Below are 21,547 nucleotides of genomic sequence, written 5' to 3' on the forward strand. Positions count from 1 at the left end.
GACTTTTTCCCTGGTCAGAAATGCCGTGTCGGGTCTGGTACATGCGTAACAGACCTGAATCAGTTTTATTACGGCCCAGGCAGCTCTGACGTATTAGTGAAAATACGAAAGCGAACGACCCGGAAATAATCGTTATTAAGCAAAGTAATAACTATAAGAAATCGCTCATGCATCCGGTGCTACAGGCGGATGAAACGCCACTGCAGATACAGGGCAGCCTGAAACGCGTATTCTGTGGGCTACGTCAGCGCGGCAGGTTGCGTGGGGGAATATGTTCGGGCGATGTCAGGCAGGGGCCCCTGATGGTTGACGGGTATACCGGTAATGCGGGGCTGGTTATTCTTCACCTGTTGCAGTCAGAAGAAGCCCTTACGCTGACTTTCTTGAGCCGGTGTTTTGAATTTATTAGCCAGAGCCTGCAATGGTTTGTCATCCATAATTTAACTTTCTTCCGATGTTGGAATGAGCATATTAAAGTCAGGAAATGACAAGGTTATGTACAGGCTCAGGCTGCGTTCAGCAAAGCATTGTATCCGGTGATAGATGCAGCATTTTATTTAAGATTCAGTGTCCTCTTCTGCTACCCGTACACCAATCTTCAACACTTCATTATCTTCTTTCTCGGCCACCGTCCAGATCATCCCGGCAAACTCTACCTGGTCACCGACAACCGGTGCCGCGCCTAACAACTGCTGGACAATTTCACCCAGCGTTTGCTGCTTATCGCGATATTCTCGCCCATCTTCCAGGCCATATATCAGCGCCACATCAGCATATTTGGCACTGGCTTCGAGAATGAAGTCACCAAAGAAGCGTTGATCCAACGCGACTGGCGGCGACTGGCTAAACAGTTTACCGAGTGCCGGGAGATCGCGTTCCCGACCAATTACACACAACACATCACCTTCGCGTAGTCGGGTGCTGCCGGTGGGATGAAGCAACTGGTTATCACGAAACAGTGCCGCAATACGCGTCTCTTTTGGCATATGCAGATCGCGCAGTGCCGCACCTACACACCATTTATCGGCACTCAACTGATAAACAAACTGCTCCCACGGATTTTCCGGGTGAATATCCAGGCCAACGCGCGACACCGGACGTCCGACGGGCGGAACCACCACTTTGGCCTTTTTCGCCGCCCACGAGAGTGATGTTCCCTGCAATAGCAGTGAAACCAGAACCACAAAGAAGGCGACATTAAAGAACAGTCGCGCATTCTCCAGCCCTGCCATCATCGGGAATACGGCCAGGATGATTGGCACCGCGCCGCGTAATCCCACCCAGCTGATAAACACGCGCTCACGTAGATTAAAACCGCGGAACGGTAGCAATCCGGCAAATACCGAAAGAGGACGAGCGAAGAATATCATCCATGCGGACAAAATGAGCGCCGGAATGGCAATAGGCAGTAGATCGCTTGGGTTAACCAACAGCCCCAGCACCAGGAACATGGCGATTTGTGCCAGCCAGGCAAGGCCGTCGAAATTTTGCAGAATGCCGTAGCGGTTGCGAATTGGCCGATTACCCAGCAGAAAACCGCACAGATAAACAGCCAGAATACCGCTGCCTTCCAGCGCCGTGGTTAAAGCAAAAATCAAAATACCACCGCTTAATGCCAGCAGTGGATATAAACCGGCGGGCAGGGCGATGCGATTAATCATTTGCAGCAGTAAATAACCACCGCCAAGACCGATGACAATCCCGAGGCCAAATTGTTGCAGAATATCGACCACGAACATCCAGCTGATACTGCTTTCATGATGCTGGATCATCGCAATCAGGGTAATCGTCAGAAAGACCGCCATTGGATCATTACTGCCGGATTCAATTTCCAGCGTCGAGCCCACGCGTTCGTTAAGCCCCTTACCACCCAGCAGAGAAAATACCGCCGCAGCATCGGTGGAGCCGACGATAGCGCCGATTAATAAGCCTTCAATCAAATCAAGATTAAACAGCCACGCCGCCATCATGCCGGTTAAACCAGAGGTGATAAGCACGCCCAGCGTCGCCAGTGACAGCGCCGGTCCTAGCGCTACGCGAAAGGAGCTGGCCTGAGTGCGCATCCCGCCGTCGAGCAAAATAATCGCCAGCGCCAGGTTACTTACCATGTAGGCGAAGGGGTAATTATCAAACGGGATACCGCCGATGCCATCGACTCCCGCCAGCATGCCGATCGCCAGAAAAATAACCAGAATAGGAATGCCAAGACGGGAAGAAAATGAACTAAGTAAAATACTGCTGGTGACAAGGATGGATCCTAAGATGAAAAGGCTAATTATTGTTGTGGCATCCAACGGTCGGTTACTCCTGATTACGCTGTCTCTTATATAAACCCTACCATATTAGCGGCAGAGACAGCGTTTTACTTAGCCCTGAAGCGTGATTTTTTTACATTTTAAGAACAGGATGACCGTTAATCGTCAACTGAGTGCCTTCCTGGGTGTTATTAAGAATGGCATGTGCGCCCAACGGCAGCGTAACCGTACGTTGTTCATGACCAAAATCGAGGCCGGTAATGAGTGGAATCGACAGGCGGGAACGCAAAAACGCGTACACTGACTCCAGGTTGTAACCTGCGTCATAATCATTGGGCGTGCTGCCGCTAAAGCTACCGAGAATAATCGCCTTCTGACGTGGCAAAATTCCAGCATGATAGAGCTGCAACAGCATACGTTCGACGCGGAAAGGGTGCTCGTTAATATCTTCCAGCACCAGAATACCATTCTCAATTTGTGGCATCCACGGTGTGCCGATCAGTGAAATGAGCATCGCAAGATTGCCTCCCCACAACATGCCTTCAGTCTGACATGTCGGGCCTTCCCCTTGCCATTCAATGGTGAAGGTTTCATTGCGTAACGCCAGCCAGAAGTGGTGTTCGGTAAAGGCGTTCAGCTCATCCGCGCCAAAGTTTGCCACCAGCATCGGGCCGCTAAAGGTGATGACATTGCCTTGTGCCAGTAGACCGCACTGAATGGCCGTAAAATCGCTATGACCGCAAATGAGCAACGGGTCATGTTGTTGGCGAGCCGCCAGTGCCTGCCAGTCAATATCTGCCAGTAAACGACTGGCACCGTAACCGCCACGTACTGCCAGCACGATGGTGTTGGGGGTAGTGAGTTTGGCAAGGGAATTGATATCTTCCAGACGCTCCGTTTCCGTACCCGCAAAGCGCTCACAACGACGGGCAATAACCTCGATATTATTGACCTGATGCCCCGCGTCGGTAAGGCGCTGGATACCACGCAGCGCATCGTGTTGTTTTATGCAGTAACCCGATGGGGCTATTAAGTGAAACAGAGACATGGCAATTCCTTGCTGACAACAGAAACGAAATGTATATCATGCCGCTTAGGTGTGCCGTTGTCACCTCAACGGCGATTCCAGGCTATAAGGATAGAAGAAGTGAAATTAAGATGGTTTGCCTTTTTGATTGTGTTATTAGCGGGTTGTTCATCAAAGCATGACTACACGAACCCGCCGTGGAACGCGAAAGTTCCGGTGCAACGTGCGATGCAGTGGATGCCAATAAGCCAGAAAGCCGGTGCAGCCTGGGGCGTCGATCCACAATTGATCACGGCGATTATCGCTATCGAATCGGGTGGTAATCCGAACGCGGTGAGTAAATCGAATGCCATTGGTTTGATGCAGTTAAAAGCTTCAACCTCCGGACGTGATGTTTATCGCCGTATGGGCTGGAGCGGTGAGCCGACGACCAGCGAGCTGAAAAATCCAGAACGTAATATTTCAATGGGCGCGGCTTACCTGAATATTCTGGAAACCGGCCCGCTGGCAGGCATTGAAGATCCGAAGGTACTGCAATATGCGCTGGTGGTGTCATATGCTAACGGGGCAGGTGCGTTGTTACGGACTTTCTCGTCAGATCGGAAAAAGGCGATCAGCAAAATCAACGATCTGGATGCTGACGAGTTCCTCGACCATGTAGCACGAAATCATCCTGCGCCGCAGGCACCGCGCTATATCTACAAACTTGAGCAGGCACTGGACGCGATGTAAATCAGTCGCGCACTTTGGCCGCTTTCTCCCGGGCTTCCCGCTCGAGAGAGAAAATAATCCGCTGTAATTGCCGCTCCACCGTCGGGCTGACGTTAAGAAAACGGAAGCTCAGACGGGGAGTGGTGATGGTTTCATTCTTGCCATCAATCACTTTGCGCTCGCTGATTGAGATTAACTGGGCGTCAAAGTGAAAAACACCCCATTGCCCCATGTTGACTTCAATCTGAGCGAAGCGCATGCCTTCGTGCAATCCGGCAGGCTTTGCCGTTTCCAGTAATGCGCCCATGCCGCCTAACGACAAATCATACAGGCGGAAACGTAACGTACTGTTATCCGCCAGTTTGGTCTGGCAAAAATAAGGCGGATGGAGTGGGGCGGAGATGCGGAAATATCGGCGTCGTTGTACAAACCACAAGGTGGGAGGCGGTACGGTAATAAATGCCGGAAGCTGCAAGTATTCACTCTGCTGTAGTTGTTCAACAGTAAATTCGACTTTCGCGCCCTGGGTTTCGGCGGTAATGGTAATGTGCTGCGCCTTTAACACAGCGTTGTTATCTTCGGCTTGACTGCCGAAATCCAGCACCAGTTTATCCGGGGTTATTGCCAGTATTTTGCTGATCAGCTGCCCGCCATTCCAGCTGATACGCAAAGGAATTGCGGCTTTGTGCAAATCGCGTAACACGCCCAGGACGGCTAACGGATTTTGTTTCAGGAACTGCTCATGGTAATGACTCACGCGGAAAAACTCCTGACTGACAAACTGTCTTTGGTTTATCGGTCACAGTTAACAAAACTTAATACAAATGCGTGAATATTTTTTACATGTTGTTCTTAAATCAGCCGACAAACGCCCAGCATCGATCCCGCCCTTGCCTATACTTAGAGCGTTGACGTAAGCATTTCTTGCGTCCGATTCATCGAAACGAGGGCCTGAACATGGGAATTATTGCCTGGATTATTTTTGGCCTGATAGCCGGCATTATCGCCAAGCTAATCATGCCGGGGCGTGATGGTGGTGGATTTTTCCTGACCTGTATTCTCGGGATAATCGGTGCGGTGGTTGGCGGCTGGCTGGCGACTGGCTGGCGACCATGTTTGGCATTGGCGGCTCCATCAGTGGTTTTAATCTGCACAGCTTCCTGGTGGCGGTAGTGGGCGCTATCCTGGTGCTGGGTGTTTTCCGCCTCCTGCGAAGAGAATAAGATTTTCATAAGGCGGATAGCGATACAGATGTTGCTATCCGCTTTCACATCAGAACGTATATTCGACACCTGCCCAGAAATTGCGACCTTCTTCAATAAACCCTTCACTGTAGGCATATTTGGTATCAAACAGGTTATTGACCGACGCATTAACGCTGAAGCCATGACCTAAGGTGTAATCGGCTCGAATGTGGGTCACCGCAAAACCGGCGGCTTTTTGTGAACCGTCACTGTTGCTGTAGCTGGAGGAACGCGCCTCTTCCGACAGCGTTACGCTTAACGGCTCCCACGGTTTGAGAGTCATCCATGCGGTCATTGTCTGCGTTGGCAGATCGGTTATCTTGCCGATGTCTTTACGTTTGGTATCAGCGTGGATCAGGGCGTAGCTCAATCCTACATCCAGTATATTGCTGATTTTCCCCTTAATACCGGCATCCAGACCGCTGTAATCCACCGTGCCGCTGTTCTGATTTTGAATGGTATCGGCATCGATATTGTGCCAGAAGCATGCATATCGTAGGCATTGTCCTGGCTACGGCTCCATCCCTGGCGATATCCCAGACTTGCTTCCAGAGGTTTTGTTGGCTTCTGGGTGGTGATATTAATGGCTCCGCCCATCTGATTAGGCCCCTGAAGCAGCGACGAATACCCTTTGGAAACTTCAACTGCCCCCAAATTGTTGGTCAGAATCCGCGCCAGATCGAGGTTGCCGTCATAGGGAACATAAATGGGCACACCGTCGAAATAGACCGGCACCTGACGACTATCAAAGCCACGAACTTTGACCTGTTCTTCGTTGCGGCTACCTGACTTTTGCAGTACCACGCCGGGGACGACACTTAATGCCTGAGCGACATTCTGTTTATCCAGGGCCTTCATGGTGGGTTGATCGAGAACGGTGGTCGTCGTTGATGATACCGGACTGGACCATACGGTCAGCGTGTCGCTCTCCTGAGCCGCTACGGCCTGCTGGGTAAAGGCAAGTGATAATGCTGTGCAGAGATAACGTTTTTTGAGTCTCATAGAATAAATTCCGTTTAACAAAGAATTAAATAGAGGCTGCGGGTTGCAGACTGACTTTAATGTCAGCAGGTGCCGCGTAGTAAGGCGCGGAGGTAATAAAAAGGCGAATGCCGCAGTCGAGGTAATTTTTGAGTGTTGTCAGATTAATTCCGCCGGTCAGAGCCAGCGTGCAGTGGGGAGCCAGCGACGGTGCTATTTGCGCAATTTCAGTTGCCTGTTGCGGATTAAATTTGTCGAGCTGAAGTACGTCTGGTTGCGCGCGTAACGCGGCGATTGCCTCTTTCGGCGTGTCGGCTTCAACAACTATTTTCTTCTCGGGTGCGTGGCGACGTAACTGATTGATTGCGCCTGACCAGTCCTGATTGTCATGAAGAAAATGGCGGTGGTTGGCAAACAATAATATGGTTTCCGCACATCCGGCACGATGAATCAGTCCTCCGGCAGCCAGAATTGCCTGCGAGGCCAGTAAGCGGGTACCCGGAATTGCTTTTCGGGTGCAGGCGATATTGCCATCAGGGTAACGTTCACGAAGTAACGCCAGCATTTGAGCGAGATAATCAGAAACACCGCAACTCCACTCCAGCACATTCTGGACTGCCTTCCATCCCTGATGAAGTGCTGCGGCATTACCTTGCGCACGGATTAGCCGCTGACCCGCGTTCGCTTGTGAACCGTCGCTGACCGCGTCATCAATAGTTAATCCCAGCGTAGTTAACATCTTACACGCGACAGAAATGCCGCTGACGCAGCCGCCCTGACGGAGAAAAAACTCTATATAGCCATGCTGGTGTCCAATATTTAATGCTCGCGTGGTCAGGTCACCGCCCTGGATATCTTCCAGCAGTAACGCATCGATTTGTGCCTGAGAAAGGAAAATCATCGCAGTGCCTCTTGCGGTACGCTATCCCACCAGATGAGCGCCCAGTCGCGGCTGGCAGGGGCGAGGGCACGAGCATCTTGTTGTTGATACCAGCGATATAACCGCTCACGCTCATCGTCGTTAAGCGCGCCCAGACTCCAGCTGACGTTCTGCTCAAAACGTTCCCAGGTGCTGTTATCCTGTTGGCAATTTTGTCCACGGATAAAATCAACGTGAGCATAAATTCCCATCTGATACAGGACATTGAGCGCAAAGATATAGTTGGGTAATTCGATCACTTCCCGACCAGCCGCCCGCTGAATGGCTGGAGAGACGAACGAGGTGCTGACCAGATGAGTCGTATAGACGCGAAGCCGTGCCTGATTATTCAGTTTGCTCATTGCCTGGCGCATATCAGCCACCAGAGTGGAGCGGGAAGCCACGGCAATATCGCAGCGTGGCAGGTCACTCCAGTCCTCTTCCCAGGCGCGCTGGATCCAGTGGACATTGTCTGCCTTTAGCGCGGCGGCGCGACGGGCGGCAACCTTCAGCATCCCCTGACTGTAATCAACGCCATAAATCGTCGTGAGTTTGTCAGCCAGCGCCAGCGATACGGTACCCGGTCCGCAGCCCATATCGAATAAGGTCTGCGCGCCTTGCAGATCAATTTTAGCGGTCAGTTGTTGCAGGTAGCTGTCCGTAGGCGAGGCGCAATTTTCCGCCATTTTTTCCGCCCGTTGATCCCAGTGATCCGGCGTTTTTTCTGTGCGGTGGGCCAGCTTGAGTTGCTGCAGGTAAAGGTCCGCAAAATCAATATCATCAATGAGCATGATTGTTCCTTAGTGGCTAATTGCAGAGAGGTGATGATGAATCTGGTCGGCAGAAACCCGATACAGGGCAGCCAGTTTGTTCGTTGTTAACTGTTCGGTCGGTAAGCCTTGTGTTACTCGTCCATCTGGCTCTACCTGGATAATGCTGTCGGCAATGGCGTTGGCATGGAGCGGATGATGAGTCGACATTAGCATTGTCATGCCGTTATTTTTGAGCTGCGCCAGCGTGTCCAGTAGTTGGATCTGATGACCGAAATCGAGGCTGGAGGCAGGCTCATCCAGTAATAACAAGCGCGGTTGCTGGACGAGTGCACGGGCGATTAAAGCCAGCTGACGTTCACCGCCGCTAAGTGTATTCCAGCGTCGTGTCGCCAGATGCAAAATGCCCAGCTTTTCCAGTTGCTCCGTTGCTTTCAGGCGTTCTTGCTTACCGGGAACGGAAAAAGCGCCTATGGTGGGGGCCAGGCCCATCAACACCATATCCAGCACACTAAAAGCAAAAATGCCGTCGTGCGCCTGCGGCACCCAGGCAATGGCCTGCGCGCGCTGGCGATGGCTGAGTGTCTGCACAGGGAGGCTATCCAGTAAGATCTCGCCTTTTAATAACGGTATAACGCCAAGAATGGAGCGCATGAGTGTGGTTTTGCCGTAACCATTGGCTCCTAACAGACAACAAATTGTTCCTTGCGACAGGGTGAAGGACACGTCGCGTAGCACCGGATGGCGGGAGTAACCCAGAGACGCATGACGGACGGCAAGCAAAGTCACTGGCGACCTCCGCGTAACAACAAAAACAGGAAAAACGGTGCACCAACAAAAGCGGTCAGAATGCCAAGTGGGATTTCTGTTGTTCCAATGCTGCGTGCCAGCGTATCGGTAAGCAGGAGCAGAATCGCGCCAGTACACATTGCCATGGGCAACAGCTGCTGATGGTTATGACCGGTCAACAAGCGGGCAATGTGCGGAACGACCAGGCCGACCCAACCAATTATGCCCGCTATTGCTACCGTGCTGGCGGTGATGAGTGTGGCGCAGACAATCAATCCAAAGCGCAGACGTGTCACGTTCAGTCCCAGCGAACGGGCTTCGTCGTCGGAAAGCGTGAGTAAATTCATGCGCCAGCGGAGAAAAAACAGGGGCAAGGAGCCTATGAGAATGATCGGTGCAGCATAGCAGAGATCGCGTAAGGTCACGGTGGACAGCCCCCCCAGCAACCAGAAGGTAATTGACGGTAACTGGGTGTAAGGATCGGCCAGCGTTTTTATTAGCGATATCCCCGCTCCGCACAACGTTCCTAACGCAATGCCTACCAGCACCAGGGTTAAGATCGGATCGTGGCGGGTCACCCGACGCGTAATCAACCAGACGCCCGCGACCACCATCAGCCCGCCGCAAAATGCGTACAGCTGGATGTAAACAATGGATAATCCCCACAGGATTGCCGCGCAGGCACCAAGTCCGGCACCGGCGGAGACGCCTAAAATATCCGGTGACACTAAGGGATTACGGAACATTCCCTGATAGGTGGTTCCGGCCCCTGCCAGCGCCGCGCCCAGAAACAGCGCAGCAAGAATACGCGGCACGCGGATTTGCCAGAAGACAATTTGTTCCTGCACAGGAACATTTTCTTGACGAAGAATGAGCGCCAGCAGTTGCTGTATATCGAGATGATAAGCCCCACTAACGGCGGCAAAAGTGATACTGATAGCTGCCAGCAGCAAAATACATCCGTTTACGGTTCTCATTAGCTCGCCACCAATTTTTGATAGTCGGCGTCACTTAATGGGCAATGCCAGAACAGTTGGGCGTAATGCTGCATGTCACTTTTAAACTGGCGATTGATGGCGGGATCCAGCCAGGCGTGAAGTCTGCGTAATCCCAGAAGACGGTTGATTCCCGGCGGGGCATCCAGCCAGCCAAAGGGCAGGCCACTTAAAAATAAGATGCGTTGTTCCGCAACCGCTTTCACGCCCTGCCAGAGAGGATCACGACGAATAAAATCTGCAGTAACGGCCTCCTGAACCAGAATAATATCCGGCTGCCAGCGCAGGAGATTTTCCATGGAAACCTGTGTCAGACCGTGGCGATCGGCTATTTGCGCGACGTTGTGCAAACCTAATAATTCCGCCGCCTCGGTATGCAACGAACCCTGTAAGCCCGTTTCCAGCCCTCGAGGACCGCGCGCAGCATAAAAGCTGAGGTTAGCGGCGGGTGAGGTGGCGAATGCCTGAGCTTCACCAACGAAGCGGCTGGCGAGATTGGCTTGTTCTGCGGCGCGGTGCTCTTCGCCTAACGTTTTGCCAAGCGTTGTTAACTGTTCTGCTGATTGTTCCAGTTTCCCGTTAAGCAATAACCAGGGTATTTGTGTCTGTTCGCTAACCTGCCGTGCCTGGGAGATCCAGGTTTCATCCGTATTGCCGCAATCAACGACCAAATCGGGATGTAATGCCATAAGCCCTTCCAGCGAGAGTGTGCTGGCGCGCCCGGCGAGTCGTCCCAGCCAGGGGAACTGGCGAATGTGCTCTGGCAATGGAATTAATGCCTGACGGGCAAAATCAAAAGAGGAAAAACCGACCATTTTTTCTGGCGCGACAGCCAGCAATAGTAAATCGGCGGGCGCGCCTGCGCTGACGATGCGTGTAATGTTTTGGGCTTCGGGAAGCGTCAGTGAGGCCCAGAATTTGACTGATTGTGCAAAGGACGGCAGATGATGCAGGAACAATGTCGACGCAAGAATCTGTGTAAACCTCCGTCTGGTTAGTGACATAAGTAATATCCTGATAATTAAAACCGATATATACTTACACATATAACGAAAAAGATCATGTTTGATGTCAAAATTTGTCTAAAGAGACAGAATGATTTGCTTGTTTCTTAAATAACACTTTGTTCCACAAGAAAATTGTCAGGGAGAATGGGGAGTGGGGGAAAATATAAATAGAGGTGTAATGATTAACAAGTTGATAAAATAAAATTAAAATCTTCCCTAATAAAAAAAATAAAGGCATAGACTGTAGAAAGAGTGGTATTTCGTGATGAAGAAAGAGCAATGCCAATTTTATGCACGTAATGGCATTGCTCGATATACAGTAAAGTTAAGGCGTAGGTTCCGCCTCTTTTTGTTTTACCGGCTGTGTTGTTGATTCACTGAGTGGACGCGTCGCCGGAACATTGTCACATGGTTGCTCTTTCGGGCAGATCAAATCCAGCATTTTTAGCGTCACACCATTGGTCCAGCCAAAGCCATCCTGTAATGGATATTCGCCACCGCCGCCCCCTGTTCCGGTGGTGCTGACATCATATTTTTCCACCAGCTTTTTCGCCCGGTCATAGGTGTGCTGAACATTGGTAAGGAAGTGCCAGCTAATGTCCATCGCCACCTCTTTTTGCCCGTAGTTTTGTAATCCCTCTGTCGCGACCCACTGCAACGGTGCCCAGCCATTTGGCGCATCCCATTGTTGCCCACTTTTCACCGACGTGGTGTTCAGGCCGCCTGGTTGCAGCAGATGTGTTTTCGTTGCCGTTGCCATTTTGTTGGCGCGATCTTTCGCTGCCGCATTGACGTACAGCGGGAACAGGGCGGCAGCGGTTAACTGATTGCGCACTTTATGACTTTTCAGGTCGTAATCGGCATACCAGCATTGTTGATCGTTCCACAGGTATTTTTCGATCCCTTTTTGACGGACATTCGCCAGCGTTTCGTACTGGTTTGCCATCGCGTTATCCCCGGCGACTTTACTGGCGCGGGCAAGGATTTTTTCCATTTTGAACATCAGGCTATTCAGATCGACCGGTACGATGCTGGTGGTGCGTAAGGTATTTAACTGCTGCGGATTGTCCATCCAGCGCGAGCTGAAATCCCAGCCAGACGCAGCGGCAGAGCGCAGGTCGCGGTAAATTTCAGTGGCAGGCCGGTTCGGGTTGCTTTTGGCGGTGGCAATATCTTCCACCCATGACTCTGGTCGTGGCGTATCGCGATCGTCCCAGTAGCGGTTGAGAAGGGTACCATCCTGAAGTTTGACAACGCGTTTTTCCTGTTGTCCGGCTTGCAGGTTTTCAACACCGTCCATCCAGTAAGCATATTCTTTTTGCATTTGCGGCAGGTATTGCTTCAATGCGACATCACCGTCATGTTGCGCCAGTAACTCTACCATCAGGGCAAAGAAGGGCGGTTGCGAGCGGCTTAAATAGTAACTGCGGTTGCCGTTGGGAATATGACCGTAAGTGTCTATTTCATGAGCAAAATTGGCCACCATATCCGCAACTTTATCCCAGTGACCGCTTTCGGCAAGTCCTAACATGGTGAAGTAGCTGTCCCAGTAATATACCTCGCGAAAACGTCCGCCCGGCACGACATAAGGTTCCGGCAGCGGTAACAGAGAATCCCATTTTTCGGTGTTTTCGGTAGAACGCGTTAATACAGGCCAAAGTCCGTCAATATGTTCGCGCATCGACTGCCCTTCTGGCGGAACATATTTCTCTCCCTCTTTCGGCAGAGTGAAATTGACGTTAACGAAATGGCGCAGATCAAAGCCGCTCTGGTTTTGCTGCATTCGATAATCTGCAAGGATCATTAGCGGATCGCTGTTCGGCACGGCATCAGCAAAGGTCTTTTGGTCCGGAAAAAGTTTGGCGTTTTGCACATCGTTAAACAGCGGCCCTAACAAAATATCAGGCGGCTGTGGCGTTACTGGCGTTTCTTCTGCCTGCACCGCTAGCGCAGCGAAACACAACAAAACGCAGGCGGGAATTAACGCTATTTTTTGCGGGCGAGGAGGGGCGGTGGCTTTCATCAATCATTCTCCTTGGGCGAAACCGAACAAAACGGTATTCAAGTATCAGAAAACCTTAGTTCAGGATCGCACTAACTGCATGATCGAAATCTCATTCTGCGAACTGTCAGGCATTTTGGAAAAGGAGATTAAAGGGATAAATAAGGGTGAAATAGAGTAATTAAATAACGTCTGTTTATTAGCCAGCCAGCGACGTTTGGTTTGCGATTAGCGCAGAAAAAATCATCATGATTTGGTAAAAAATATAACAGGTAGTTAAAAAATATCAGAGCAGAGTAAATTGCCGGATGGCATCAGAACGATGCCATCCGAACGGTGGTTTATCCCTGATGGCTGAAACGTTGCGTTTTAACGTCCAGCGTTAACGTTTCTTCAGGTTGTATCGCATACAGTTTCTCACCCTGCTGGCAAATCCAGCCAATCCCCAGTTCGTGGGCGATTAGGGCACTGTGGGATACCAGACTTCCGGCGCTAAGGCAGATCCCTTTTACAACCGCCGGATCCAGTTGCAGAACCGTGGACGGATAAATGTTCTCCGCCAGTAAAATGGTTGGCGAGTTAAATTGCGGGAGTTCTTCTTTCGTTTGCGTCAGGTGGATTAGGGTGCGATGTAGAAGATCGTCCACATCGATATAGCGAGCCTGTAAATATTCATCATCCAGTTGTTGGTATTGCTGACTTAGTTCTTTAAGAACGTGCTGCCAGGCATATTCTGCTGTGCAATACTCATGCTGAAGAAATTCGTTTGCCGCCGCCAGCAGTTCTGGATCATCTAACAGTGTATGGTGACCAGAAAAGATTGCGGCAATATCATCAAGCCCGCTCGCTTCTGCTTTCGCTGTTAACGTCATCAGATCTAATAACGTGAAGTCAATGGCCTGGCGTAATCGTTCTTGTTCTTCATCCACGGTCAGGGTTGATTTTGCCTGTACCGTACATAAAACCGGTTGATAATAAAAGGCTTTACCCGAAACAGGCGGAACGGGACGCAGAGTAGGTGGAGCAACTTCCTCCGTTTCACCAAAGTTATCTTCAGCCAGCTGACGGAAAGCAACCAGCGCCTCTTCAGCTTCTGGCCCTTTCGCAATCAGGCGCAGCGTATCGTTATAGCGGACTTGTAGTAGCGCGATCTGGTTAATACTCTCCGGTGTGACGCATTTGCCGTTTTTCTCCAGCAACATATCGGCATTAAATGTCGATAAGGTATAAACCAGCCGGGAGGCCGGACGTACATGCAGGCCGTTACGGTTTTTAATAACCACGGCCAGAGAATGGGCTTCTTCATCGTACGGAGGACATGTGTCAGCGATTTCGGTGTCGGAGGACGGTAAACCCAGTTGTTCACGTTTGGCTTCCAGCGCATGCATGGCGTCATAGATAACTTTGTCGATATCTGCTCCCGAGGCCGCGCTGACTGTTGCTGCCAGTGTACCTTCGACTAACGGTGCCGCACACAAACGTACTTTTGCGGCGATCTCGGGGGCCAGCAACTCCAGTGCAGTTTCAGCACTCAATAATGCGCTACCCATATCCATCATCACCAGCACATGGTCGGCATCGGCAACGGACTCGATGGCCTCCATCACTTTGACGGCATCGGTACCAATGGGATTTTGGGGATCGTCAATTCCCGCGGCAATGGCGATTTTACAGCTATCACTCATTAACATCTGACGGGCTAATTCACCGACACCTTCTCCCAGTCGGGCGCTATGTGAAACTATGACCAGGTTTACCATCACCATTTCCTTACTCTTTTGCGGCTAACGCCAGCATTTGCATCATAAACATCACGGAGGTCGCGCCGGGATCCTGGTGACCAATACTGCGTTCACCGAGATAACTGGCGCGGCCTTTGCGGGCTTGCATCGTAATCGTACTTTGTGCAGCGGATTCAGCGACGCTACTGGCGGCTTCGAGCGCCACCGGAACAGAGAGATTTTGCTCGCTGGACTGACGTAACGATTCCACCACCGGCACCCAGACATCACACATAGTTTTATCGCCAGGTTCGGCTTTCCCGCGACTGATTACGCCGTCTACACCATCGCGGAACATCTGATACAGTTCTTCCAGCGTCAGGCTTTGCCGTGCCTGTGTCGCCTGTGCGGCGCGGATAAAGAAAGTACCGAACAGCGGACCACTGGCACCACCGACGCTGGAAAGCAGCGTCATGCCGGTATTCTTGAGAATGAAACCGATATCTTTATCTGCGATAGCAGGGAGTTTTTCTACCACCTTGCTAAAGCCACGGTTCATATTTAGCCCGTGGTCAGCGTCGCCAATTTCGCGATCCAGTCCGGTAAGATACTCGCTCTCTTTGCTGAAAATTTCTCCACAGCGAGTGAGCCAGTTAACAATTTGAGTTCTGCTCAGTGACATGGTTATCTCCTTATTTACCCCAGTTAAGCGCCGGGGTGTGGACCGGGGCGTCCCATAACGCCAGCGTTTCGTCATCAACTTTCAGTAAGGTGATGGAAAAACCGGTCATGTCCAGTGAGGTACAATACGCGCCGATTAAATTGCGCTCGATAGTCAAGCCCGCTTGCTGGCAACGCGTGGCCAGGCGGTTATAGACGCCATACAGTTCAGAAAGCGGAGTTGCACCAAGATTGTTGACGAGTGCAATTACTCGATCGCCAGGCTGAAGCGGTTGTTTAGTTTGCGTCTCTTCCTGCCAGCTACCTTGTCGATAATCCCAGAAGCGGAGCGTGCGGTGGTATGTGCCATTTTCCAGCAGGGTGTCGAACATTTGATCAACTGTTTGGTCAAGGGAGGAGAAGGGGCGGCGGTCAATACCCGGCTCACCATGAATGCCGACGCCAAACTCCATCTCATTATCTGCCAGCGTAAAAGAAGGTTTTCCCGCGGCAGGAACGGTACAGGCATTGAGGGCGATACCAATAGAATGGCCCTGATTGTTCAACTTACGCCCCAGTTGTGCACAAGCCTCCAGCGAGTCGCCACGTTCTGCCGCTGCGCCTACGAGTTTTTCGATTAATACGGTGTTGGCAACGCCGCGCCGCCCAGCGGTATAAAGACTGTCTTTTACTGCAACGTCGTCATCAATGACCACGGTGGTCACTTTTACGCCGCTATCGTGCAGTAATTCTGTTGCTGTTTCGAAGTTAAGAATATCGCCGGTGTAATTTTTGATAATCAGCAGTACACCTTCGCCGCCATCAATTTGCATGGCGCATTCAAAAATTTTATCGGGCGTCGGTGAGGTGAATATTTCGCCCGGACAGGCTCCCGAAAGCATCCCTTGACCGATATAACCGCAGTGCATCGGTTCGTGTCCGCTGCCGCCGCCCGACAGCAGGGCGACTTTTCCTGCAACGGGGGCATCAGCTCGGGTGACATACACCGGATCCTGATGCAGTGTCAGCGATGAATGCGCTTTCGCCAGACCCGCCAGTTGTTCGTCCAGAACGTCTTGCACATCATTGATCAATTTTTTCATTATCTTGCTCCAGCAATTACGGTAGGGCATGGATGATGTTCAACGACACGGCGACCACTGACTGCCGATAAATCCATTGTGCATCAGGTAAGGGAAAAGAAAATTAGCCCAAATTATGTTTCATGGTGAAACATATGTTTTAATGAATGTTCCATATTGAAACTTTTACGCGTTTTAATACTAAAAATTGCGAGCCGGAACACCTTTTGTCACAAAGGATGCGGGATATGAGTGGCGCTTTTAACAACGATGAACGGGGCATATCTCCCTTAATTGCAGCCTCCTGGGAGCGATGCAATAAACTGATGAAACGGGAGACATGGAGCGTACCGCACCAGGCCCAGGGCGTGACATTTGCTTCTATCTATCGGCGTAAGAAAGCGATGCTGACGCTCGGGCAGGCTGCGCTGGAAGATGCCTGGGAATATATGGAATCGCGGGCGTGTGGACTGTTCATCCTTGATGAAACCGCTTGCATCCTTAGTCGTTTTGGTGATCCACAAACGCTGCACCAGCTTAGTGTCCTGGGATTCAATGACGGCACGTATTGCGCAGAAGGAATTATTGGTACCTGTGCGCTATCGTTAGCGGCTATTTCTGGTCAGGCAGTGAAAACGATGGCCGATCAACATTTCAAACAGGCGCTCTGGGATTGGGCATTTTGTGCAACGCCACTGTTTGACAGCAAGGGCCGATTAACGGGAACGATAGCTTTGGCGTGTCCGGTTAAGCAAACCACCGCAGCTGATTTGCCGTTGACGCTGGCAATTGCACGCGAGGTAGGAAACTTACTGCTGACCGACAATTTACTGGCTGAAACAAACCGACATTTAAATCAGCTTAACGCCTTGCTGGAAAGTATGGACGATGGCGTGATTAGCTGGGACGAGCAGGGTAATTTGCAATTTATCAATGCCCAGGCGGCGCGGGTCTTGCGCCTTGACGCGACGGCAAGTCAGGGAAGGGCGATCACTGAACTCTTAACGTTACCCGCTGTATTGCAACAAGCAATAAAACAGGCACATCCGCTCAAACACGTAGAAGCAACCTTTGAAAGTCAGCACCAGTTTATTGATGCGGTGATAACCCTTAAACCGATAATAGAAACGCAGGGAACCAGCTTTATTTTGTTGCTCCATCCTGTGGAACAGATGCGGCAGTTAATGACCAGTCAATTAGGAAAAGTCAGCCATACTTTCGCTCATATGCCACAGGACGATCCGCAAACCCGCCGCTTGATTCATTTTGGTCGCCAGGCGGCGCGCAGTAGCTTTCCTGTCCTGCTTTGTGGAGAAGAGGGCGTGGGCAAGGCACTGCTAAGTCAGGCAATTCATAATGAAAGTGAGCGTGCAGCGGGGCCTTATATCGCCGTCAATTGTGAGTTATATGGTGATGCGGCGCTGGCGGAAGAATTTATTGGCGGCGATCGCACGGACAATGAAAATGGTCGTCTGAGTCGACTGGAACTGGCGCACGGCGGCACGCTGTTTCTTGAAAAGATTGAATATCTGGCGGTGGAGTTACAGTCTGCTTTGCTTCAGGTTATCAAGCAGGGTGTTATCACGCGACTGGATGCGCGGCGTTTAATACCAATTGATGTCAAAGTGATTGCCACAACGACCGCGGACCTGGCAATGCTGGTGGAACAAAATCGCTTTAGTCGCCAGCTGTATTACGCGCTGCATGCATTTGAAATTACCATCCCGCCTCTGCGTATGCGGCGTGGCAGCATTCCGGCGCTGGTGAATAACAAATTACGCAGTCTTGAAAAACGCTTCTCTACGCGTCTGAAAATTGATGACGATGCCCTCGCTCGCCTGGTTTCTTGTGCATGGCCAGGCAACGATTTTGAACTTTACAGCGTCATCGAGAATCTTGCTCTGAGTAGTGATAACGGGCGCATTCGCGTCAGTGATTTACCTGAACATCTGTTTACCGAGCAGGCGACAGATGATGTCAGCGCCACTCGCCTTTCCACCAGTCTGTCATTTGCGGAAGTTGAAAAAGAGGCAATTATTAACGCAGCCCAGGTCACAGGCGGTCGCATTCAGGAAATGTCGGCTTTACTTGGAATCGGCCGCACTACGCTGTGGCGGAAAATGAAGCAACATGGCATTGATGCAGGGCAGTTTAAGCGCCGGGTATGAAAGACAGAGACGATTTCTGATACATCAGAGTGATCTGTATTTCATTCCGGCGCACGCTAAAAATTTTCAGCATCGTTTAAGGGCTTGTCTATCCCGCACTTAAAAGCTGAAGCGATATCCTCCGTTGACTTGCTTCTGATCAAAGAGGTTACCCTGCGTGTAATCCGCTTCGAGATAGAATGTGTGCTGTTTGTTATACTGTGCACTGACTCCCACGCCGTTATTCCAGCCATTACCTTTGAAACTGTCCTTCTCCCGGGAGTTGTTCAACAGATATTCGGTATCCCCTGAAAACTCGCGGATAGCGCCAGTCTTCACATAGACATTCAGCTGGCTGTTGCCTGCGGTGATGTCATATCCCAGTATCATGCTGGCACGTCCCAGCAGCGATTCGTAGTGATTCAGATGTATATTGAGACCATTACTCGCCTTCATAGCCATCCCATTCTGGTGGCTGTATGTGAGCTGGGTTTGCGGCTCTATATAGAACCCATAACCAGTAGGGGTCAGGTTGAATCTCTGCCCGGCTTCCAGGGAGATGCTCAATCCATTCGCAGTGCCGTTGGCGTTAACGCCGTTGTTCTGACTGTCCAGTACGTGGAAACTATTTTTCTGGTGCGATGCTTTTACAACGAGATCGCTGTAAAAACCGTTGTGTGCCATGTAACTGGCGTACATTCCCATGTAGTCTGAACGTGCGGTACCGTCGCCTCCGCTATAGTCCGGCGATGCATGTGTTGAGCCAATATACAGACCGACATACAACGGCATTTCATCAGAGAGACGTTTATCCCCACCAAACTGGATACCGCTGTAACCCATGTCAAAGCCGCTCAGTTTGCCACTGGCAAAGGAGTCCAGGCTTCCCCCATAACTGCGCAACCAGATATTACCGTCTTTACCCTGATTTCGCAGGTCACCCATCCGTTGCATCAGCGTACGGTTTTCAACATAGTTCAATAAGTAACCGACATTGAGATAATTGCCGCCAGCATCTGCGGTCGTGGTGGGTTTAGGCGTGGGAGCGGGGGCAGGCGTAGGATCGGGGTTGACTATGGGGGGCTGAGCGGGAGCTGGTGTGGGCTCTGGATTAGGAGTCGGCTCCGGAATTGTCCCGGAAGCATAAAGCTCCCAGTTAGTGCCATTTTTACGCACATCATACAGATATCCCCCCAACTCAACCTGAGAAGACGCGCTGAACGAGGCCGCGCCGTCAGTGGTTTTTACCACTGTCAGAACTTCATTTCCCGTTGTGGCCTCGCTGCCCTGGTTACGGATAGCCAATACGTGATTACCAGCACTACTCCCGCTGATATTCAATAAATCCCCTTTATTATTAACGCCATTACCCTCGCCAACAACATCAGCACGCATAATAAAGGTACTGTTACCGCTCAGGTTCTCTACGTTTAATGTGGTAAATGTGCCGGCAGTTGACGCGTGGCTGGCAAAATCGACAGTTGAATGGCTCAGCGCCAGCGTGTCGAGATTAGAATTACTTGTTACTTTCCAGACGCTGTTATTCATTGCAACGTCCAGTTTCCCGCCATTGACATTATCGCTGAGGGAAGAACCTGTCCAAACCGACCCAGGGTGCATATCCAGATTGATTAGCCCACCTTTAGAAAGAACGCTACCGTTGATAAGCATACGACCCGAGGCGTTGATGCGGCTGGCGGCATAACCATCGTCATGTTGCGTTGCGATGGCCATCTGGTCGGGTGTACTCATATCAATGACCAGATCGCTCGTGAGATCGATCTGGCTGTTGGTCATGGCATAAATCCCCCTGGCTCCTGCCGCGCCGGTGATAGCCAAACTGTCTCCGGTTATTCTACCGCCGCTGAGCGCCCACAAACCCAGCGCCAGACTGCCATTACGATCAACCGTAATATTGGTATTTTGCATGTTGATAACAGCCGTTGCCGTCTGGGCTGAGGCACCATAAGAACCGCTGGAAAAGATGCTGTTTCGTTGCGCTGCCGTGCCAGAAAAATTGATTGTCGCGTCTGAACCACTGGTTACGAGGCCACCGCCCTGCGCGGAAGAAATATGGCTATCAGCACCGATAGTGGTTGTACCACCACGAACTTCGACGCCATTGGCAGCGGCTCCAGTTACATCAACAGTGAGTGCATTCGCGCTCACCTGGCCAAAGCTCCAGAGGCCGTGTGCATTATCGCCATTGGTTTTAATGGTACTGTTTGTTCCGAGATCGACAACAGAGTTTTTCTGTACGTTTATTCCCATGGCGCTGTAGCCCTGAACATCGATTGTCAGGTCTGTCGCCGTAAAACGCGCAGCACCGTTGGCGTTATTGCCGTTGAGACCACCGATATAAACACCTGTACTTCCATCGGTCTTGATTTTACTACCGCTACCAAGATCGACACTGGTGCCATAGTCATTGATGGTTAGGCCTATACCGTTCGAGTTTTCAATGGTGATTTGAGAGGCTGTTAGTGTTGAGCTATGCCCAATAATGATGCCGTCATCGTTACTCTTAATGGTGCTGCCTGTGCCTAAGTCAGCATGTGTATAGTCACCAATTAAATTAATGCCGATGGCAGAGGTTTGACCAACAACATCTACTGTAAGTCGGTTAGCTGTCAGAGAGCTGTTCTTGCCCTGAATAATGATTCCCTTTGCATATCCAGAGGCGTCGTTGACATTGACGGTGACATCATCACCCAGGTTGATATTGCCAGGCGTGTTTCCTGCTGGGGTCATTACACCATAGAGGTTTCCTGATGGATCGGCGGTATCTCCTGTAATTCTGTCACCATCATTAATAGTAATATTGGTGCCATTTTGACTTCCTAAATCAGCAGCTATCAGCAGGGGGGAAAAGATAATTGCATTCAAACCAATAGCGCCATATTTTATCAGTTGAATGGAGGGCGAACGGATTTTTAATTCAGCGAGACGATCGGCTTTGGTATTCCCATTGTGTTGTTTGATGCCCATACCACTCCTATATAGTACCCAAGCTATGGGTCTATGGATTTTGTCATTTTGTTTAAGTCAATGAATAATATCCTCTTATCATCATGATATTTGTATGGTGCAATCATGATGAGCTGCTCTGAGAATAATTCTCTATTACCGGGCAAAATCAGGAACACAGGAATTAATATATATTTAACATCCCCTTTACAAAGGTGAGTTTAGATCGAGTTATTCCCTAAGCTGTCGTTACTTATTCCAATTCGTTAC

At 50.7% G+C, this 21,547-nt stretch carries 15 protein-coding genes and 3 pseudogenes; 4 read left to right on the plus strand and 14 right to left on the minus strand.

Annotated features, from left to right (window positions below; all coding sequences use genetic code 11):
* The first annotated feature begins 527 nt into the window (after positions 1-527).
* Positions 528-686, plus strand: a complete 159-nt coding sequence (locus BEB54_RS29905) for a hypothetical protein (protein WP_423509186.1) — start codon at positions 528-530, stop codon at positions 684-686.
* Here the strand turns inward: BEB54_RS29905 and BEB54_RS06280 are convergent.
* Positions 624-2,294, minus strand: a pseudogene (locus BEB54_RS06280) (potassium/proton antiporter); the annotation flags it as partial. The gene BEB54_RS29905 and the pseudogene BEB54_RS06280 overlap by 63 nt on opposite strands.
* 94 nt (positions 2,295-2,388) lie before the next feature.
* Positions 2,389-3,303, minus strand: coding sequence for a muramoyltetrapeptide carboxypeptidase (ldcA, locus tag BEB54_RS06285; RefSeq protein WP_105277376.1), 915 nt, complete (start codon positions 3,301-3,303; stop codon positions 2,389-2,391).
* Positions 3,304-3,402: 99 nt separating this feature from the next.
* Here ldcA and emtA point away from each other — a divergent pair, with 99 nt between their 5' ends.
* Entirely contained in the window at positions 3,403-4,014 is a 612-nt protein-coding gene (gene emtA / locus BEB54_RS06295; RefSeq protein WP_001295616.1) for a membrane-bound lytic murein transglycosylase EmtA, read from the plus strand.
* A 1-nt stretch (position 4,015) separates the two neighbouring features.
* Here emtA and ycgR read toward each other — a convergent pair whose 3' ends face one another.
* Entirely contained in the window at positions 4,016-4,750 is a 735-nt protein-coding gene (gene ycgR / locus BEB54_RS06300) for a flagellar brake protein YcgR (protein WP_032183986.1), read from the minus strand.
* 200 nt (positions 4,751-4,950) lie between these two features.
* Here ycgR and BEB54_RS06305 point away from each other — a divergent pair.
* Positions 4,951-5,216: pseudogene (locus BEB54_RS06305) on the plus strand (GlsB/YeaQ/YmgE family stress response membrane protein).
* A 49-nt stretch (positions 5,217-5,265) separates the two neighbouring features.
* Here the strand turns inward: BEB54_RS06305 and BEB54_RS06310 are convergent.
* The 10 genes and pseudogenes from BEB54_RS06310 to dhaK form a co-directional block, all read right to left on the minus strand.
* Positions 5,266-6,239, minus strand: a pseudogene (locus tag BEB54_RS06310) (TonB-dependent receptor domain-containing protein).
* Between the two features lie 25 nt (positions 6,240-6,264).
* Complete coding sequence (gene modD, locus BEB54_RS06315; protein ID WP_032183988.1) at positions 6,265-7,119, minus strand: ModD protein; 855 nt, start codon at positions 7,117-7,119, stop codon at positions 6,265-6,267.
* The gene (locus BEB54_RS06320) at positions 7,116-7,928 is read right to left on the minus strand and encodes a class I SAM-dependent methyltransferase (RefSeq protein WP_000904003.1); all 813 of its coding nucleotides are present in this window, start codon (positions 7,926-7,928) and stop codon (positions 7,116-7,118) included. Before BEB54_RS06320 ends, modD begins: the two co-directional genes overlap by 4 nt.
* Positions 7,929-7,937: 9 nt before the next feature.
* Positions 7,938-8,696 (minus strand): ABC transporter ATP-binding protein, encoded by a 759-nt coding sequence (locus BEB54_RS06325; RefSeq protein WP_105277378.1) that lies wholly within the window; start codon positions 8,694-8,696, stop codon positions 7,938-7,940.
* Positions 8,693-9,673 carry a FecCD family ABC transporter permease gene (locus BEB54_RS06330; RefSeq protein WP_001261254.1) on the minus strand — a complete coding sequence of 327 codons (981 nt, stop codon included), beginning with the start codon at positions 9,671-9,673 and terminating at the stop codon, positions 8,693-8,695. Before BEB54_RS06330 ends, BEB54_RS06325 begins: the two co-directional genes overlap by 4 nt.
* The gene (locus BEB54_RS06335; protein ID WP_105271259.1) at positions 9,673-10,695 is read right to left on the minus strand and encodes an iron ABC transporter substrate-binding protein; all 1,023 of its coding nucleotides are present in this window, start codon (positions 10,693-10,695) and stop codon (positions 9,673-9,675) included. The genes BEB54_RS06330 and BEB54_RS06335 overlap by 1 nt, the downstream gene beginning before the upstream one ends.
* A gap of 328 nt (positions 10,696-11,023) precedes the next feature.
* Entirely contained in the window at positions 11,024-12,721 is a 1,698-nt protein-coding gene (treA, locus tag BEB54_RS06345; RefSeq protein ID WP_105282151.1) for an alpha,alpha-trehalase, read from the minus strand.
* Between the two features lie 320 nt (positions 12,722-13,041).
* Positions 13,042-14,460 carry a dihydroxyacetone kinase phosphoryl donor subunit DhaM gene (gene dhaM / locus BEB54_RS06350; protein ID WP_105271256.1) on the minus strand — a complete coding sequence of 473 codons (1,419 nt, stop codon included), beginning with the start codon at positions 14,458-14,460 and terminating at the stop codon, positions 13,042-13,044.
* A 10-nt stretch (positions 14,461-14,470) separates the two neighbouring features.
* Positions 14,471-15,103, minus strand: coding sequence for a dihydroxyacetone kinase subunit DhaL (gene dhaL, locus BEB54_RS06355; protein WP_001353268.1), 633 nt, complete (start codon positions 15,101-15,103; stop codon positions 14,471-14,473).
* A gap of 10 nt (positions 15,104-15,113) precedes the next feature.
* Complete coding sequence (dhaK, locus tag BEB54_RS06360; RefSeq protein ID WP_105277381.1) at positions 15,114-16,184, minus strand: dihydroxyacetone kinase subunit DhaK; 1,071 nt, start codon at positions 16,182-16,184, stop codon at positions 15,114-15,116.
* 227 nt (positions 16,185-16,411) lie between these two features.
* On the opposite strand from dhaK, the gene dhaR reads away from it, so the two are divergent.
* A complete protein-coding gene (gene dhaR / locus BEB54_RS06365; RefSeq protein ID WP_088542314.1) occupies positions 16,412-18,331 on the plus strand; it encodes a dihydroxyacetone kinase operon transcriptional regulator DhaR in 1,920 nt (639 codons plus the stop codon).
* 99 nt (positions 18,332-18,430) lie between these two features.
* On the opposite strand, the gene BEB54_RS06370 is transcribed toward dhaR, so the two are convergent.
* A complete protein-coding gene (locus BEB54_RS06370; RefSeq protein ID WP_105282152.1) occupies positions 18,431-21,298 on the minus strand; it encodes an autotransporter outer membrane beta-barrel domain-containing protein in 2,868 nt (955 codons plus the stop codon).
* Positions 21,299-21,547 lie beyond the last annotated feature (249 nt).

It is taken from the genome of Escherichia sp. MOD1-EC6021 (genome assembly GCF_002965245.1).
GTDB lineage: Bacteria > Pseudomonadota > Gammaproteobacteria > Enterobacterales > Enterobacteriaceae > Escherichia > Escherichia coli_F.